The 16,339-nt window shown below is 54.6% G+C and carries 14 protein-coding genes; 7 read left to right on the plus strand and 7 right to left on the minus strand.

Translation table 11 applies throughout. The features are described 5' to 3' along the window. Window positions 1–24 precede the first annotated feature (24 nt). The 3 genes from H7849_RS23105 to H7849_RS23115 form a co-directional block, all read right to left on the minus strand. A complete protein-coding gene (locus H7849_RS23105) occupies window positions 25–1,737 on the minus strand; it encodes a cytochrome c3 family protein (RefSeq protein WP_186742843.1) in 1,713 nt (570 codons plus the stop codon). Window positions 1,738–1,808: 71 nt separating this feature from the next. Then, complete coding sequence (locus H7849_RS23110) at window positions 1,809–3,032, minus strand: enolase C-terminal domain-like protein (protein ID WP_186742844.1); 1,224 nt, start codon at window positions 3,030–3,032, stop codon at window positions 1,809–1,811. Then, entirely contained in the window at window positions 3,022–4,230 is a 1,209-nt protein-coding gene (locus H7849_RS23115) for an extracellular solute-binding protein (RefSeq protein ID WP_186742845.1), read from the minus strand. Before H7849_RS23115 ends, H7849_RS23110 begins: the two co-directional genes overlap by 11 nt. A gap of 192 nt (window positions 4,231–4,422) precedes the next feature. Between H7849_RS23115 and H7849_RS23120 the strand changes: the two genes are divergently transcribed. Continuing rightward, window positions 4,423–5,781, plus strand: a complete 1,359-nt coding sequence (locus tag H7849_RS23120; RefSeq protein WP_186742846.1) for an alpha-L-fucosidase — start codon at window positions 4,423–4,425, stop codon at window positions 5,779–5,781. 200 nt (window positions 5,782–5,981) lie between these two features. Then, window positions 5,982–7,301, plus strand: coding sequence for a Gfo/Idh/MocA family protein (locus H7849_RS23125; protein ID WP_186742847.1), 1,320 nt, complete (start codon window positions 5,982–5,984; stop codon window positions 7,299–7,301). Here the strand turns inward: H7849_RS23125 and H7849_RS23130 are convergent. Both H7849_RS23130 and H7849_RS23135 read right to left on the minus strand, forming a co-directional pair. Further along, entirely contained in the window at window positions 7,291–7,596 is a 306-nt protein-coding gene (locus H7849_RS23130) for a GNAT family N-acetyltransferase (RefSeq protein ID WP_186742848.1), read from the minus strand. The two genes, H7849_RS23125 and H7849_RS23130, sit on opposite strands and share 11 nt — an antisense overlap. Window positions 7,597–7,685: 89 nt before the next feature. After that, window positions 7,686–8,762: a VWA domain-containing protein gene (locus H7849_RS23135; RefSeq protein WP_186742849.1), complete on the minus strand. Its 1,077-nt coding sequence runs from the start codon at window positions 8,760–8,762 to the stop codon at window positions 7,686–7,688. A 244-nt stretch (window positions 8,763–9,006) separates the two neighbouring features. Here H7849_RS23135 and H7849_RS23140 point away from each other — a divergent pair, with 244 nt between their 5' ends. Then, a complete protein-coding gene (locus tag H7849_RS23140; RefSeq protein WP_251106433.1) occupies window positions 9,007–10,281 on the plus strand; it encodes a VWA domain-containing protein in 1,275 nt (424 codons plus the stop codon). Then, entirely contained in the window at window positions 10,278–11,138 is an 861-nt protein-coding gene (locus H7849_RS23145) for a DMT family transporter (RefSeq protein ID WP_186742850.1), read from the plus strand. Before H7849_RS23140 ends, H7849_RS23145 begins: the two co-directional genes overlap by 4 nt. Before the next feature lie 373 nt (window positions 11,139–11,511). On the opposite strand, the gene H7849_RS23150 is transcribed toward H7849_RS23145, so the two are convergent. Together H7849_RS23150 and H7849_RS23155 are read right to left on the minus strand one after the other, a co-directional pair. After that, a complete protein-coding gene (locus tag H7849_RS23150) occupies window positions 11,512–13,257 on the minus strand; it encodes an AAA family ATPase (protein WP_186742851.1) in 1,746 nt (581 codons plus the stop codon). Between the two features lie 571 nt (window positions 13,258–13,828). Further along, entirely contained in the window at window positions 13,829–14,518 is a 690-nt protein-coding gene (locus H7849_RS23155; protein ID WP_186742852.1) for a hypothetical protein, read from the minus strand. A gap of 140 nt (window positions 14,519–14,658) precedes the next feature. Here H7849_RS23155 and H7849_RS23160 point away from each other — a divergent pair, with 140 nt between their 5' ends. The 3 genes from H7849_RS23160 to H7849_RS23170 all read left to right on the plus strand — a co-directional run bounded on the left by H7849_RS23160 (window position 14,659) and on the right by H7849_RS23170 (window position 16,281). Next, window positions 14,659–15,096, plus strand: a complete 438-nt coding sequence (locus H7849_RS23160; RefSeq protein ID WP_186742853.1) for a hypothetical protein — start codon at window positions 14,659–14,661, stop codon at window positions 15,094–15,096. A 99-nt stretch (window positions 15,097–15,195) separates the two neighbouring features. Further along, window positions 15,196–15,405, plus strand: coding sequence for a twin-arginine translocase TatA/TatE family subunit (gene tatA, locus H7849_RS23165; RefSeq protein ID WP_186742854.1), 210 nt, complete (start codon window positions 15,196–15,198; stop codon window positions 15,403–15,405). 60 nt (window positions 15,406–15,465) lie between these two features. Beyond that, the gene (locus tag H7849_RS23170; protein WP_186742855.1) at window positions 15,466–16,281 is read left to right on the plus strand and encodes a polyphosphate kinase 2 family protein; all 816 of its coding nucleotides are present in this window, start codon (window positions 15,466–15,468) and stop codon (window positions 16,279–16,281) included. The last annotated feature ends 58 nt before the right edge of the window (window positions 16,282–16,339 follow it).

Genomic DNA, 16,339 nt, shown 5'->3' on the forward strand with positions numbered 1-16,339 from the left:
GGATATCTCGGAGTCTAGAACTCTTCATCGTGTTGATGCGCCTTTGGCTCGGGCCAGCATTTCCCGCATGAAGGAGTCCTGTGGGAAGACTTGGAGATAATGCTCCAGGGCAGTTTGCGCGCGCGCATACTGTTTCAACTGGATAAGCCGCACCACCAGAGTCTTTTGGATAACAGGATCGAATGGGTCCATCTGACTTGCCCTCTCCAGTGGTGGGAGCGATTCCTCTATCTGATTCAGCTTTGACAACGCTTCGGAAAGATCCGCAAATGTGGTTGCCTGAGGCTCAAGTTGCAGAGCGTGCCTCAAATGATCTACAGCAGCCTGGAGGTTTCCTTTCTTCAACTCTCTTCTGCCGAGCGCGGCCTGTACAAGTGCGTTCTCTGGCTGTGACTGCTCCAGTTGGCCGAGCACTTTGAGATATGGAGCAACGTATTCAGAACGGTTTGCTGCCAATTCACCGTAGGCTTCGAGCAGAGTGAGCAAAGGAGGAAGCGCATTTTCTTGTCCCGGCGTTGGATTGAGATGAAGCAAGTCGGGCAGCGACGGCAGCGTCTGCTGGAAAGTAATCTCGGGAAAGGGCTCGTCAGATCGAGCAACAATGCGGTGATTGGTCGCACTGGAATGAGAGATGACTCCGATATCTCGTTTCGGCATATGACAGCCGATACAGTTGTCGGCTGGCCTCGTCTGTTGACGGGCGTTCAACGGGAGCCTGCAGCTTCGTTCGGTGTGGCAGCTAAGGCATTTTCCGTTGAAATATGCAGGGGCCTCTTCATGAGCTGGTTCCACATGAGGATCATGGCAGGTGATACAACTTAAGCGACCTCTACTTTCCCTATAGCATTTGCTCAATGTCATCGAGTAGTAATGCTCAACGTGATCGGCATCTGGCGGAGCGCTACGCGTCGGTGGAACCATCAGGATGGAGAGCGTGTTATCCAAAGCTTCGCCAGGACGAAAATCCTGATATGTCTTGCCCGGCTTCAGTACGCGCACATCTCCCGTCTGATGACATGCCATGCAGATGTTGTCCGACAGATACGGGCTTAGCCGTGCAGGATTCACGATATGAAGCGAAGTGATATTTGCTGCACCCGCACTTTTCATGGTCGCAATGTGTTCCGCGCCCGGACCATGGCAGTTCTCGCAGCCTATAGCAATCTCTGAGAAAGGGGAGCTTGCGAATTGTCCGTTGGTATCTGCTATCGGGTTTGGCCTTCCACTGTGGCAGAAGATGCAACCAGCCTGGATGGGGCGATTGAAACCCAGATCGATCTGTTCATAACCTGGTGATGGACCCCAGATCCGAGGCTTCGAATAGAAAGATTGCGGTGCCTGAAAAAGATAGTCGTCGCGCCGCACAATGGCTCCAAATCCATTGATTCCCGCCCCGATCATCCATTCGATTTCGTGCGTGTCACGGAAAATGTCTGTGCCATCTGCTGCTGTCTGGGACTCGCTTTGAAAGAGCTTTCCATCTCGCATGAAGGTGTCAAAATGGCGATCCTTCCGCTCATCAAATGAGTGGGATGGGATCGAAAGGCTTCGCAGAAAAGCCGGTGTGGCGACAGATGGCGTGATATGCAGCATTGATCTGCCCATACCGCTCTGCATGTAATGCCGGTAAATGTCGTTGTGACAGGAGGAACAGCTCTCAGAACCAACATAGCCATTGCTGCCCTGGCCATCGTGGGGCCCGCCCTGCCGTGCGCTGGCCGACACGAACGCTAACATCGATAAGCATGCTGCCAAAAGAATTCTCATTGCGATGGTCAGAAAAATTCTAAGCGATGCCGAAGAGATTGCTATTCACAGAGTTCTGAGCTGCTTCCCGGCTCCTGCGGTGTTCGATAGCGCCCGCCGCTTACCTCGGCAGGGTAGACAAAGTGGCCGTTAAGGTGAGGAATATGCTCGAGGAATGCCTCTGGATGCCCCATCGCGATGTGATTGAAAAGAACGAGATGCTGATGAATCTGTCCCATATCCCCGACATGCGGAACCACAGGAACTCCGTACTTCCTGGCCAACAGGCTTACGGTCAGAAATTCGCTGACACCGCCAAGACGAGTGCAATCCGGCTGGAGGAATCTGACACACTTCGCCTCCAGGTAATTCTTGAACACAACCCGGTTCGGAACATGTTCGCCCAGAGCGAGCGAGAGCGGGTCGATCTCTCGCGCCAATTGCTGGTGCCCAAAGATGTCATCAGGGTGCGTTGGCTCTTCAATCCAATAAGGGTCCATGCTGGCCAGTTCTTTGCAGGCAATAACAGCAGCAGGCAGCGACCATTGCTGATTCGCATCGAGCATGATCGTTGCTGCTCGACCTGCGATACGTCTCAGGTCGTGAGCCCGCTGTAGATCACGTTGAAGAGACCCGCCGACCTTCAGTTTGAAAGCGCCAAATCCCTGGTCGAGACTGCGTTGCACATTTTCACGAACCTGATCGTCGTCGTAGTGGTACCAGCCAACGCTTGTATCATAGCCCGGATATCCGCGTTCAAGAATTCCTGTGCGCGATTCGCGCCTTGGCTGTTGCTCAACAAGCAATTCCAATGCGGTCTGTCTATCTAGAACGTCTTCCAGATAGCTGAGGTCAAGCAGATTTATAACCTCACTTGGCGACAAACTCAGCAGCAGGTTCCAAAGTGGTTGTCCGCGAGTCTTGGCCCAAAGATCGAAGCACGCATTCGTAATCGAAGCAAGCGCAAGATGCACGACTCCCTTATGCGGCCCAAGCCAACGCAAATGCGGATCGTCCGCAAGCGTTCGAAATCTCTCGCCAAAGTTCGACATCAACTCTTCAATATCGCTGCCAATAAGCTGTGTCCCAAGCTTTTCGATTGCGCTGCAGACAAGATCATTCCCTTCACCCATCGTCAGTACCAGTCCGGTGCCTCGCAATCCACTATCGAGGGTCAAGTAGGTCACTGCAAACGAGTATTCCGGCGACGAGTGAACAGCATCTGAACCGGCTCCGGGTTCGAGCTGAAACCGCGCGTCGCGAGTAGTAACAGCTTTAATCAGCATTTAGGCTAGCTACTTTCATGCGGCGTGGAATCGATGAGCCACTTGTGCGGCCCTCGACAATGTTGGCAATCTGGCTCACGATGGATGCCAAAGCTTCATCTTCACTGATCTCGCCAACGATGGCCTTCTGTAAGGTTCGCCAAAGAACAGCTTCTATTTCTGGATAACACTTCATCTTTGGCGGGATGAGCACCGATTGGTCGATGACAGATTCAAGAGTGCGCCATCGCTGCAGTTCACTCTCTGAGGCCCTTTCAAGAACCTGCCGCATCACAGAACGGCGAACCGGTACACTGCCGCGTGAGGCTTCTTCCAACTGTCTTTCCGGCGCGGTAAGAAAGCAAAGCAAGTCGATGGCATCAGGATTTGTAGCTCCCTGATGGGTGAGCGCGAACGTGTGAGATCCGCCATAAGTTTTCGAGAAACCCGACGGCCCGATCGGATAAGTCGCAACTGAGAAGCGATCAAATACCCGCGATTGGCTGGGATCGAGATGCGCGCGGTAATATGCTGGCCAGTCGCCGATCATCGCAACATGCCCATCGCGAAAAGAGCGATGTACTTCGTCGTAGTGCCAATCAACGACTTGCGAAGGAGCAATACCCTCTGCATACATGTGCCGAAGCAGTCCCAAAGCCCATCGGCCACCATCACTAACGATGTCCGGAATCTGGCTTTGAGGAAATAAGTGAGCGCCTGCGGCTTCGACCAGCTCGAAAAATGTTCCAAATAGTCCAGACTCCTGACCAGGAAAAGCAAAGCCATAAAAATCAGGCGGCCTTGTGAGCTTTTGAGACGCCTCGAATAGCGCATCCCATGTCCGCGGCGGTTCATCCAGCAAGTCTGTGCGATAGTGCAACAAACGTACGTCGATATTTCTGGGGACCCCCAGAAGCTCGCCATCTACCGTTGCCAGCTCCAGCAGCTTGGGATAGAAATCCTCCAGGTCCTTCTCCGGAATATGTTTCTGCAACGGCGCCAGAAGGTGTGCCTGCGAAGGCGCATACTTTGTATGCGTGGAGACCAGATCGTATTCCGTATCGCGCATCGAGGCAAGATGCGCGTTGAGTGTCGGATGATCGCCTCGAAATCCGACTTCCACTGCAACGTACCGCGCCGTGCTGAATTCGCTCAGCGATCCATAGAGCGGCTCATACATCGAGCCGGCGATCAACGCAACCCGTACCCTTCGCGACACGAATCTACCTCTGCCCAGGAATCAAGGACAGGGGGATTATATGAATAAGCGCTCAAATGTTTCAACTGTGCGTCGAATCTGCGCTAGGGGATTTTCGTTGTGGCGTCATAATCAATTCCATTAATACGCCGATTCTTGAGTGCGAGCATTAGCTTGACAAGAAAATCGACGGCACATTAGGGTGTACACGACATGAGCGCTCAAATCTGGAATCGCCGCCAGTTGCTAAAGACCGCGTTAGCTGCGTCCTCGCTTCCTTTGGTACCGAACTTTGCGTTTGCAGCAACCGAGGAAGACGAGCGCACCGCCTGGTATCGCAATGCGAAATTCGGCATGTTCATCCATTGGGGACCGTACTCGCTCGCGAGCGTCGAGGCCTCATGGCCGATTATGCGGCCTACACCCGGCGGCATCAGCGAGGCCGATTACCGAGCCCTCCCGCAACGCTTTAGCCCGACAAAATTTGATCCGGACGCATTCGTTGACCTCGCGCGGACTGCAGGCCAGGAGTACATGGTTTTTACGACCAAGCACCACGATGGCTTCTGCATGTTCGATTCGTCATACACGGACTACAAGATCACAAACGCGCCGTACGGCAAAGACATTGTGAAGATGCTCGCAGAGGCCGCAGACAAAAGGAACATGCACCTCGGTTTCTACTACTCTCCACCTGATATGCACCATCCCGACTTCCGCGACACTTCAAAGCTTGCGCGTGACAATTGGAACGGCGAGCCGCAGCGTTCGGAGTGGCCCATTTATCTCAACTACATGCAGTTGCAGCTATCTGAGCTGCTGACCAGGTATGGTCCGGTTGCCTTGATCTGGTTCGATGGTTTGAATCACCAGGAAAAATACGATGGCGAGCGCTTTATCAAGCTGATTCGAAGCCTGCAGCCTGCAACGCTGGTCAATGACCGCATCGGCGTTCCCGGCGATTATGTAACCCCTGAGCAATTCATTCCCAAAGCGATTCCAACCAAAGATGTCCACTTTTCTGCCGTGGATCAAAACGTCCAGAAGGAATTGAAGGCAGGCATTCCCAAGCCAGAAGACTTTCAATTATGGGAAACCTGTATGACCATCAACAATACCTGGGCTTACAACATGCACGATCACGATTACAAATCGGCTCAGTTTCTCATTCGAGGCTTGGTGGAGGTCGCGAGCCGCGGCGGCAATTTCCTGCTCAACGTCGGCCCGCAGCCCGATGGAGTCATTCAACCCGAGTTTCAGGAACGGCTCCGCGCGATCGGCGACTGGCTTGCCATCAATGGAGAAGCCATCTACGGAACGACATACGGGCCCATTCAGGGCAACCCTGCGATTCGCACGACAGTCAAGCGTGAGACCGTTTTTGTCCATATCTTCGATTGGCCAGCATCGACGTTAGAGCTAAAAGGGTTCGAGCCAAAGGTGATTTCGGCGCACATGCTCGCAACCGGGCAATCGTTGAAATTCAACCAGTCAGAGCAGAAGATCGAGATCGAGGTGCCCTCAACTGCTCCCGATCCGAATGCGACGGTCGTGGCGCTAAGAACTTTGTAAAGCATCCAAAAGTAACGGGAGCGCTCGGAGCGGTATCGGCTCTTTGTCTACTTCCGCATGCACTTTGCGACTCCTCGACAGCATCATTGCACCCTGAGCCTGTCCTATTCGTAACCGTGAGTTCCATTTTGGTACGTGCTTAATCTATGCTCCGTAACTATCTTTTATATAGTGATCTTCGGGTCCAGAAGAGGGTGTAGATGACGGAGTTTTCGCGCAGGAAGTTTCTGCAGGTTGGAAGTGGGGCTGCGGTCGGGTCAATGGTTTCGGGGAAGCAAATGGCGCTTTCGCAGGAGCACGTAGCAAGGGGACAGGCTTCGAGTGACGGCGATCGTGTTCGCTTTGCCAGCATTGGCATTGGAATTCAAGGCTCGACGCTTCTGCGTAGCGCCGTGACTTTACCTCAAGCCGAATGTGTAGCCGCATGCGATCTCTACGATGGACGACACACGCTGGCGCGCGAGATTGCTGGACCCGCTGTCAAGACGATGCGCCGCTATCAGGAGATTCTCGACGATAAAAATATCGAATGCGTCATCGTCGCCGTCCCTGACCATTGGCACAAGAAGATCACGGTTGACGCTTTGAGCGCGGGAAAAGATGTCTATGTCGAGAAGCCCATGTCGCACTCGATTGCCGAGGGCGAGGAGATGATCCGCGCAGTAAAGCAGTCCAAAAATTTTGTGCAAGTCGGCTCGCAACGTGTCAGCTCGTTGCTTTTTGGCAAGGCCAAAGAACTCTATGACGGCGGCGCAATTGGCCAGTTGACACAGGTGGAGCTGCAGCTGGGACGCAACTCACCGAGCGGAGCATGGCAGTACCCCTGGCCTTCCGATGTTTCTCCCCAGACTCTCGACTGGGACACGTGGCTCGATAGCGTGCCAAAGCGCCCATTTGATCCGGAGACGTTTGCGCGCTGGCGTCGTCTGCGCGAATTCGGAACAGGCATGGCTGGCGACTTGATGGTGCACCTGTTGAGTGGAACGCAGTTTACGGCCAGCATCAATGCGATTCCCGACAAGGCGTTGTCTGTGGGGGGCATCTTTCGCTGGAAGGATGGGCGCAACATGCCCGATCTGCAGGTGACTACGTTCACCTATGGACAGATCCCCGTTACAGTCCGCTTGACCCTGCAGACGGAAACGCCTGAAGTCACCCGCTTGATGGGGCAGAAGGGCATTATTGAACTCTCAAACAGTTCGCTGACGTTTATTCCGCAGTCGGGCCTCGACACTTCACCGAGTTATGGGCTGAATGGATTTCCTGCGGCAATGCGCGCAGCGTATGAGAAACAGTGGCACACCGAGCATGACGCAGAATTGGAAAAATACGCCCTGCCCGATATAACCATGTGGCGCGGTCCTTCATGGGATGATGTCAAGCCTCATCTCACGAACTTCTTTGACGCCGTGCGGACACGCAAACCTGTTGTAGAGGATGTTGTCTTTGGACATCACGCCGCTGCAGCATGCCACATGGCCAATACTTCGTATTTCGAAGGAAAAGTGATTACTGCGTAGGGCCCGGAATCTCGATCGTAATTGCCAGGGCTGCTTGATACTGCGGATGGGTTCTGACGAAGTCCGCGACGAAAGAACACTGCGGGATCACTCTGAGGCCATGCTCGATCGCATATTCGAGGGCAACTCTAGCCAGGGCCGTACCAATTCCACGCCCATTCAGGGAAGATGGAACTTCGGTGTGGGTGAATGTAATGACATTTTCGCTGACACGATAGTTCAGGAACGCAGTTCTTGCGCTGACATCTACTTCGAAACGATGCTTAAGTGTGTTGTTGCGAATGGCTAGTTTCATACTTCTGATCAAAGCATATCGTTACGTTGGCCCCATTTGCGATTCGAAACACACTAGCGAACGCAGAGGGAGGGCCATGAAGCTGCCTGCTACTGGCCCTGACTGTCCTCAGTCGAACCGATGGCGTAATAGCCTTTGCGGGTCTGCACCTTCAGGCCATCGCCTTTGCAGGAAACATCCAGCTTGCGATAGCTGCCGTCGAGTTTGTTGTTGGTCGGCGTGTAGCTGGCGAGGTACTGTGTCCGCAGTTCGTCTTCAATCTGCTGAAAGGCCGCTTCCATTTTCTTGCCGTTGTTGCCGACGTCGATCATGCGTCCACCGGTTTCGTCGGCCATCTTTTTCATTGCCGATGCGCCGGTGTATCCGAGGCTCAGGCCGTATCCGTAGCCGGAGTAGAAGCCGCGGTCGGCGATGAGCAGAACGTAGATGATCGCGTTGGCCTTTTGGGCAGCTTCAATGGCATCGGTGATTTTGTGCGTGCTTCCCTGGTCTTCACCGTCGGTTAGCAGGATGAAAGCCTTGCGCCCCGTCTCCGTGCGCATCTTGTCGTTCGAGGCTTCATAGACCGCGTCGTAAAGCAGTGTGCCCTTCGGCGCGCCCTGCACTGGCACTGGTCCCTGGCCGATTCCAGGCACACCTCCGCCACCGCCGCCAACGTTGATTTGCGCTTCATCCATGCCGCGCTCGATCAGTCGCGGGTTGCTGGTGAAATCCTGCAACAGGCTCACCTGCACGTCGAAAGAGACAAGGAAAGCCTCGTCTTTCGACCGCAGGATGCGCTTTACGAAGGCGCTTCCTGTCTGCTGTTCCATAGGCAAAACATTCTGCTGGCTGCCGCTGGTATCGAGCATGATGCCAAGGGTCAGGGGCAGATCGGTTTCAGCGTTGAAGTTCTTGATCTTCTGCGGCTCTTTGTCTTCGACGATGCTGCAATCATCTTTCGTCAGATTGGGAATGAGTGCACCACGCTTATCGTGGACTGTGAAGTAGAGACTGACGAGATTGACGTTGACCTTCAGAGTCGTAACCGGGTTGTTTTCTCGAGCAGTTGTGTCGGGCGCAGTGCTGACAGGGGAGGCGTCAGGAGATGGCGCTTCTTGGGCTGAAAGTGCAAGCGAAGTGACGGCGATCAGCAGCAGAACGAGAAGTGATGGGTGAAGGCGCATGTCTGATGTTCCAGTCATTGGACGAAGAATCGATGCTAAATGTCAATCCGCGTAGCCCAGATATACCCTTGGTTTGTATCTGTTAGTCTTAGGGTAGCTCCGATTCATGTTCCGTGATCAATGAATCTGATTACGAAATGGGGGTTTGGAGCATCTAAATGCCGTGTATTCATACTGCCGCTCGCGCCAGACGGCAGGTTGACGTACTAAGTTGGCGGGGGTCTTTTAAGTGATGCAAGGTGCCTTGGCAGTAGCGCTGGCCTTTTTTATGCTGGGGGGATTCCAGCAGCAACAGCAGAGCATTCCGGATGCTCCAGCGCCGCAAGCTGCCGGTGATCTTTCCGGCCTGAGAAATCAAGTAGCGCCGGGCAAGGCAACTAGCCCGGATGCCGTTCAGGCAACGCCTCCACCTACCGCGCCGCCGCCGTCACAGACATCGTCTTCGTCGGATGCTCAGCCCACGCCGCAGCAGGACAATACGCCGCAGCAGGAGTCACCTGAGATTCCGAAGGCGGGTGATTCGGGGGCCTTCCTCATTCGTACGGGGATCACCTATGTCGATGTGCCCGTGACCGTGCGTGATAAGAAGCATCAGCTTGTGGCTGGTCTGACCTGGCGGCAATTCAAGATATTTGAAGACGGTGTGCGGCAACGGATTGCGTTTTTCTCTGTAGATCCGCGACCGATATCGACTGCTTTTGTCATCGACCAGAGCCTGCCTTCCGATGTGATGGCCAAGGTGAACCAGAGCCTGTCAGCGGTTACCGGAGCCTTCACTCCAGCCGACACGGTGGCAATTTTCGCCTACAACAGCGGGACAAGCATGGTGTCGGATTTCACTGGCGCACAGGGTGCCCGGCTGCCGGCAGCTTTCGAGAAGGCAAAATCCTCTGGACGGGATATGGGTGTGGTTTCACCGGGCGGTCCTCTGGATAACGGGATGACGATCAACGGTAAGCAAGTGGATCCGAATCTCTCTCCCCAGCGTGGCAACGCGGGCTTCATCGTGATTCCTAAGGAAATTCATCCGCTGAACGACGCGATTCTCGCCGCAGCCAAGGTACTGGCGCAACAGCCAAAAGAACGCCGCAAAGTGCTCTATGTCATCAGCGATGGCAAGGAGTCAGGCAGCAAAGCTTCCTACAAGGAAGTAGTTCGCTATCTGCTCACGAATAATATTTCGGTCTACGGTACGCTGGTAGGTGACTCGGCAATGTGGGGAGTCGGCTATCTGGACAAATGGCATATCCCGCTGTTGCCCACGATGCGTGACAACATCATGCCGAAATACGCGCTGGCCACCGGCGGCGCGCTGGAATCGCAATTCTCTGAGAACGGCATCCAGACGAGTTTCGCCAAGATTACCGATTCAGTGCGTTCTGCATATACGCTCGGCTATTACACACGGGCCGGCGTCATGAGCGATCGATTCCACAAAATCACAGTGAATGTCGAAGTCCCGAACCTTGAAGTGACGGCGAAAGACGGGTACTATCCGTCCGCCTCCATGCGGCAATGATGACTGGGGGCGGAGAGGCTTCCGCCCTGGCATTGTTGGCAGCTGTCGTGTGGGGTACCTCGGACTTTTGCGGCGGTATCGTCACCCGTCGTACAACTCCTGCAATTGTCCTGATGATTGCCCACGGACTTGGCCTGCTGGCATTGCTGGCGGCCTTGGCTATACATCCCAGCGGTTTGCCCACACGGCATACTGTGGTTTTTGGATTAATCGCCGGTCTGGCTGGCGGCGTCGGTCTGCTGGCGCTCTACCGCGGACTTTCGCTCGGCTCAATGGGGCTGGTAGCGGCTCTGTCAGGCGTCTTGGCGGCTGCTGTTCCTGTTCTCGTGTCATTCTTTACCGAGGCCCGTCCTTCCCTGCTCAAACTGGCTGGATTCGCCGTGGCCGGGGTCGCCATCTGGCTGATTGCCTATGCGCCTGGAACCGAAGCACATCCTCACGGGTTGGGGCTGGGTGTGCTTGCTGGCGTTTGTTTTGGGTTATTACTTCTATTTCTTCACATAGCTGGAAGAGACAGCGCGCTGTGGGCGCTTACCTTCTCTCGCGTCGGATCGGTCGGTTGTGCCCTGGCTTTGGGGATATGGACGTTCTTGCGTCGCCGCCCAAAAGTTTCAGGGGTAAGATGGGCCGCCATTATTCCGCTCGCTGCGACGGCTGGCCTTCTGGACACCTCGGGAAACCTGCTTTACACCGTGTCTTCGCTCATGGGGCGGCTCGATGTAGCCGCTGTGCTCTCGTCGCTATATCCGGCAGGCACAATCTTGCTGGCGGTGTGGCTGTTGCGAGAACGGGCTACACGGAGCCAGAGCTTTGGTATGGCGCTGGCAATAGTTGCAGTCGTAATGATTTCAGCTTAGGCTTGCACTACGGCGAGACTTCAGGCAACTGCAAAGTGTCAACGGGCGCTACTGCCGTATCCGAAGTGGGACAACGCAATTCCTGGTTCCCAATTCGTAACAGGTTAGCGCATAATCGACCTTCCCCCGGGGTGACAATGCGGCTCTCATATGGTTACCATTACATAATGCTAAACGCTCAGACCCCGGAGCGAAGTCAGGTACTTGCGGCTCTGGAAAGGGACCTGGCAACCAAGAAAGATCAGCTGAACTTGCTGATTACGATGTTTCACGAATTGCCGCGGATGTCCCGCTCCTACATTGTGCCGGTTTTTCGTAGCACCCGCCGCGAAATTGCCACGCTGCGCCGTCAGATACGCAGCCTACGACGGTATTAGGCCAGCCGTGCAGGCTGGTATTCAGAAAATTTCTTCATCTGGCTGATAAGATTGCGTTCCACCGACTTGCGCTCGTCAGGCCGCAGGTTCTCGCTTAAATCCAGCGCACGCTTCAACAACTCGTGCGCAGCATTGTCTGCGTCCCGCGTGGCAGCAGTGTCCGCAGCGAGGCGGAGAGCTTCTATGGCCTCTTTCCAGGAACCGGCGGCTTCATAGTGTTGCGCGAGTTCTAGGGCGATGCTCGCCTCACTTCCTGCAAACAGAGACTTAAGCCGTTCTGCCACCCTGCGATGGCGTTCAGCACGGCGCGCCGCTGGCTGCCGTGTGTAGAGCGCCTCGCGGAAAAGTCCGTGTGCGAAGACGTAGAACGTGGAGCGGGTCCCATCTGGAAGCTCGTCTTGTCCGGCGGCATTCAGCAGCCGTGTCCGGCGGGCGAGCGAAGCATATTCATCTTCCAGATCCAGAACATCTTCCTTGAGTGCGGCGGCTGCAGTCCAGGCAGGGAAAATAGCCCCGACGATGCTGCCCGCCTCGAGCAGGCGGCGCTCCCTGTCGTTGAGTCGTCCCAATTGCAAGTCAATCATTCCCAGGAGACCGTCGGGAATTCCCAGCTCGATCTCGGACAGAGGTATGGCGAAGTGCCATTTACCCGCCTTTGAGAGCAAAAGGCTTTGACTTTGCAGATGCTCGAAGGTTGCCGTCATGAACAGCGGATTCCCCTCGGAATGCTGATGAACAAAACTGGCCAGGCCTCCGGGAAGGGAATTGCTGTTGAGCTGTTGCTGCAGGTAGTCAGAAACGGCTTTACGATTCAGCGGGCCGAGGACAATCTCGCAGCAAAGACGCCGCGTTGAGAGATCTTCTTTCAATCCTGGTAGCGGATGCTGTCCATCAATCTCTGCCGGTCGATAGCTGGCTAGGATCATCAGTTGCTGGCTGCCGCGCCGGCGCGCAAGGGCGGAAAGCAGGTCGAGTGTGGACGCGTCGGCCCAGTGCAGATCTTCGAGCACCAGCAAAAGCGGCTCGCCCTGTGCGAGAGTCTCCACGACTTCACAGATCTCCCCGAGCGCCGGTATCTTTGCTCCGTTTTCCGCATTCTTTCCGAACCATCCCGGCAGCTTCCGGCTGAGAAACTCGCTTGTTTTTTCGTTCTCATTGAGTTGGCTGAGTGCCTCACGCACCGGATAGAAGGGCTCTTTGCCGCCAAATCCCTCCACGCTCTGGCCTCGGACCATGCGGGCTCCGTCGTCGCTGCACGCGCGGGCGCAGAACGCATCGATGAGCGCTGTTTTCCCGCAACCGGCATCTCCAGTCAGGAAGATCAGCTTCCGATTTCCGTTAGTCGCATGTTCAAGATCGACGTCGAGTCTGGCGAGTTCGGAATCGCGCCCCACAATTCGTTGAACCGAACCGGAAGATTCCGGAGCCTGCTGCTTGATCGCTGTGACTTTGGCGACAAAGCGGTAACCGCGTTTGGGAACAGTCTGAATGTACTGCGGTTCGTCCGGGTCGTCGCCCAGCAATTTGCGCAATTCAAGAACATAGGTGCGAAGAACCTGGGGCTGCACAAACGTCTCCGGCCACAACGCATCGAGTAATTCATCATGCGTGACCAGGCGCTTCGGATTCTCCACCAGGTAACGCAACACGGCGAAAGGCTTGGGCGCGAGCGGGACCTGCTTTCCGTCGCACCACAGACACTCGTTTGCTGCGTCAAGCTGGAAGCAACCAAACCGCTTCATAGGAAAGGTGTAGCCTTTGTCACCTGTAGACTTGTTCTAGTCAACAACTGTTAGCAACCGATGGGCCAGTGAGAAGCAGAAAAAGCAAATGATTCTGTTCGGCTTTCGCCAAAGAAAGTACGCGCAATTGTCCGGATTCGAACAACCATGTCCAAATCTGGACTTCTTGATATCAGAGACTAAGCATACCCATCATTTCTGGCGAATACCACTAGCCGGAAAGCCGCATCCTTGGGCTGTGACGTTTAGCGCTGCCAGTTCTTCCTGTGTAAGTTCCAACCGCAGCTAGATTCCAGAAAATCTCTTGGCAGGAATCGCAATAGACGTCCCCCATCTGAGCCCAGTAACCGAAGCTGTTAGACCCTGCATTTCCTAACCTAGGCATTTTCCATGTGCTGTTTCCTTGGTGTATCAGATTCGTTCGCGGCAGAGAGGATGCGAGGGATAAAGCGGCACAAAATTTGGTTGAAGCATGCGTTTCCAGCGACGAACAGTGCATTTTGCGGCGTAGGAAAAGGCCGGAAGCGCGAAGCTGGTCCAGCCTTTTCTTACGCTTACTTATGGATCTCGATTACTTAAGACCTTTGCCCATCCGATAAACAAGGCCAACCGAGATGGCAAATTGATCCTTAAGACCCGCGCTGCCGAAGTCCGTGAACGTTGCATCCGGTGAAATACGGAAGACGAGGCGGGGCGAGCGGTTTAGATCGATCGATCCGCCAAAGGCGCTTCCAAAGGCGAATTGATTGCTGAACAAACCGAGTGCGCCTGGCGGCACGTTCCCAATCGCATGCTCGAAGTTCCCATAAGCGCCCCCAACGAGAGCGTGGAACAGCATGGAGGCATGCTCATTGCTGGGGCCACGAAATTCCGGACCGACCAGGAACATATGTTCACTTACGAAAGGTCCCTCGATGCCATAGGGATTGGGCACGACGCCGGAGGTTCCATAGTAGCCGCGCACATTCCCCGCTACAGCCCATCGCGGAGTCAGGAAGCGCGCGACTTGGGCATCAAATCCGCCTAGATTTGCGCCCTGCAAAAGATTTGGACCCGCGTTAAAGTGCGAATAAGCGAGGCCCCCGTAAAGCTCCCAGCGATAGTCGTATTTCACTCCCGCAAGCGCGCTGCTGGGAGCGGCAGGTGGCGGCGGCGTGCTCTGAGACTGGGCTTGGGCTTGAGACTGCGCGCGACAGCTGGCGCAAAAAAATAGAATGGCGACTGCAAAAAAGGCCAGACAGGAAAAACGCGTGCTTCTCAACAGAAAAAGACCTCCACAAATCCGGGCAGCGGAACATTCCTTTAGACTTCCCGTAAAGTTTAAAGATACATGGCGAGGCGCTATTCTGTCAGATGGGAGGGCGCCATTTCATTCGGAAGGAACGCCGATTAAGAAGTGGAATGACAGCAAGAGAACAACTCGCAAATACAAGCTTCGAGTCACTCGACGCCATGATGCAGGCATATGCAGCGGAAGCTGTACGAGTCGCTGCCACCGAATACGGCAAGAAACTGGATTACACCGCCGCCTCCGTCGATGCGTTGGATAGCATCCTGAGCGCGCTCCCTTCCGTGCCGGAAGCAGAGCTTGAATGGCTCACAAAGTTGTGGGGCAGCTACTTTGGCGAAGTTTTTCGTCGACGCTATTCCGCCGAGTGGACGATGAGCGAGTATCCCGGAGCTAAGTTCGCGGTCCCGACATTGGAAATTGGCGGTTCGCGAATCTATCCGTTGCTGAAGGTGCATCGCCGGCTGACGATCGGCGCCTCCGAAAGCCTGGCGAATTTTGCCGAAATGGCACAGAAGCGCCTGGATGCTTCACATCCACTCGCAAATTAATGATCTGCTGAACACAGAGTTTCGCGTCGGGAGGTTGCTCTGTGCGACAATAATTGAAACGGAGGAAATTCCCGCGCGCGTGCCGGGAGATATCCCACTATGCTCGATAATCTGTTTACACCGACGCATTTACTCATCATTCTCGTCATCGCGCTGCTGATCTTCGGACCGCGCAAGCTCCCTGAGCTTGGCAAAGGTCTCGGTGAAGGACTGCGTGGCTTCAAGGATGGCATCAAGGGCGGCAGCAATACCGAAGCTCCGAAGCAGGAAACCGTAACGAAAAACGAAGTGACGCCGCAGACGAAATAGTTGAGGAATTGCGCCGTTCAGACCACTCTTCTCCTCTGAGCAGCGATTCCGGGAGAAGGCATGGCTGGACGGCTCGTCTCAAGCCCGTATTTGGTTAAGCCTCATCAAAAAGTAAAGCTCTCTCACTTTCCCACCGCAGATACCGGACGCTATCGAAACAAGGAAGAAGCTGCAGCCGATCTGGAGCAGCATCGTCAGAAGCTCGACGAGTTGCAGGAACTGCTCACGGCTGATTGCAAACATGCCGTGCTGATTGTCCTTCAGGGCATGGACACAGCAGGAAAAGACGGCACCATTCGCCACATCTTTACCGGCGTCAACCCGCAGGCGTGCAATGTAACTCCCTTCAAAGTTCCTACGCCTCTAGAACTGCGCCACGACTTTCTGTGGCGGGCACATCGCAATGTTCCGCAGTACGGAACCATCGGCATCTTTAACCGTTCGCATTACGAAGACGTTCTGGTAACACGCGTACACAAACAGGTTTCAGACAAGCTGGTGAAAGAACGCTTCCAGCAGATCGTCAATTTCGAAAAGACACTTGCAGAAAATAACGTTACCGTCCTGAAATTCTTTCTGCACATCAGCCGCGAAGAGCAGACGCGCCGTCTCGCCGAGCGCCTGGCTGACAAAGATAAGCAATGGAAAGTCAGCGAAGCAGATTTTGCAGAGCGTGGGTTCTGGCCGCAGTATGTGAAGGCGTATCAGGATGCAATTGAGAACACCAGCCGTAAGCATGCGCCGTGGTTCATCATTCCGGCCGATCACAAGTGGTATCGCAATGTAGCTATCTCAGAGATTCTTGTAAACGCGATCGGCAAGCTGAAGATGAAATATCCCAAACCCAACTTCGATCCCAGCAAGATCAAGCTTTAGCTGAGAAGAGAGGGTCAATGCGATCTAAGGATGTGGCTCGAAATCCACTTCAGCTGAA

The sequence above is a fragment of the Alloacidobacterium dinghuense genome (assembly GCF_014274465.1).
Classification (GTDB): domain Bacteria; phylum Acidobacteriota; class Terriglobia; order Terriglobales; family Acidobacteriaceae; genus Alloacidobacterium; species Alloacidobacterium dinghuense.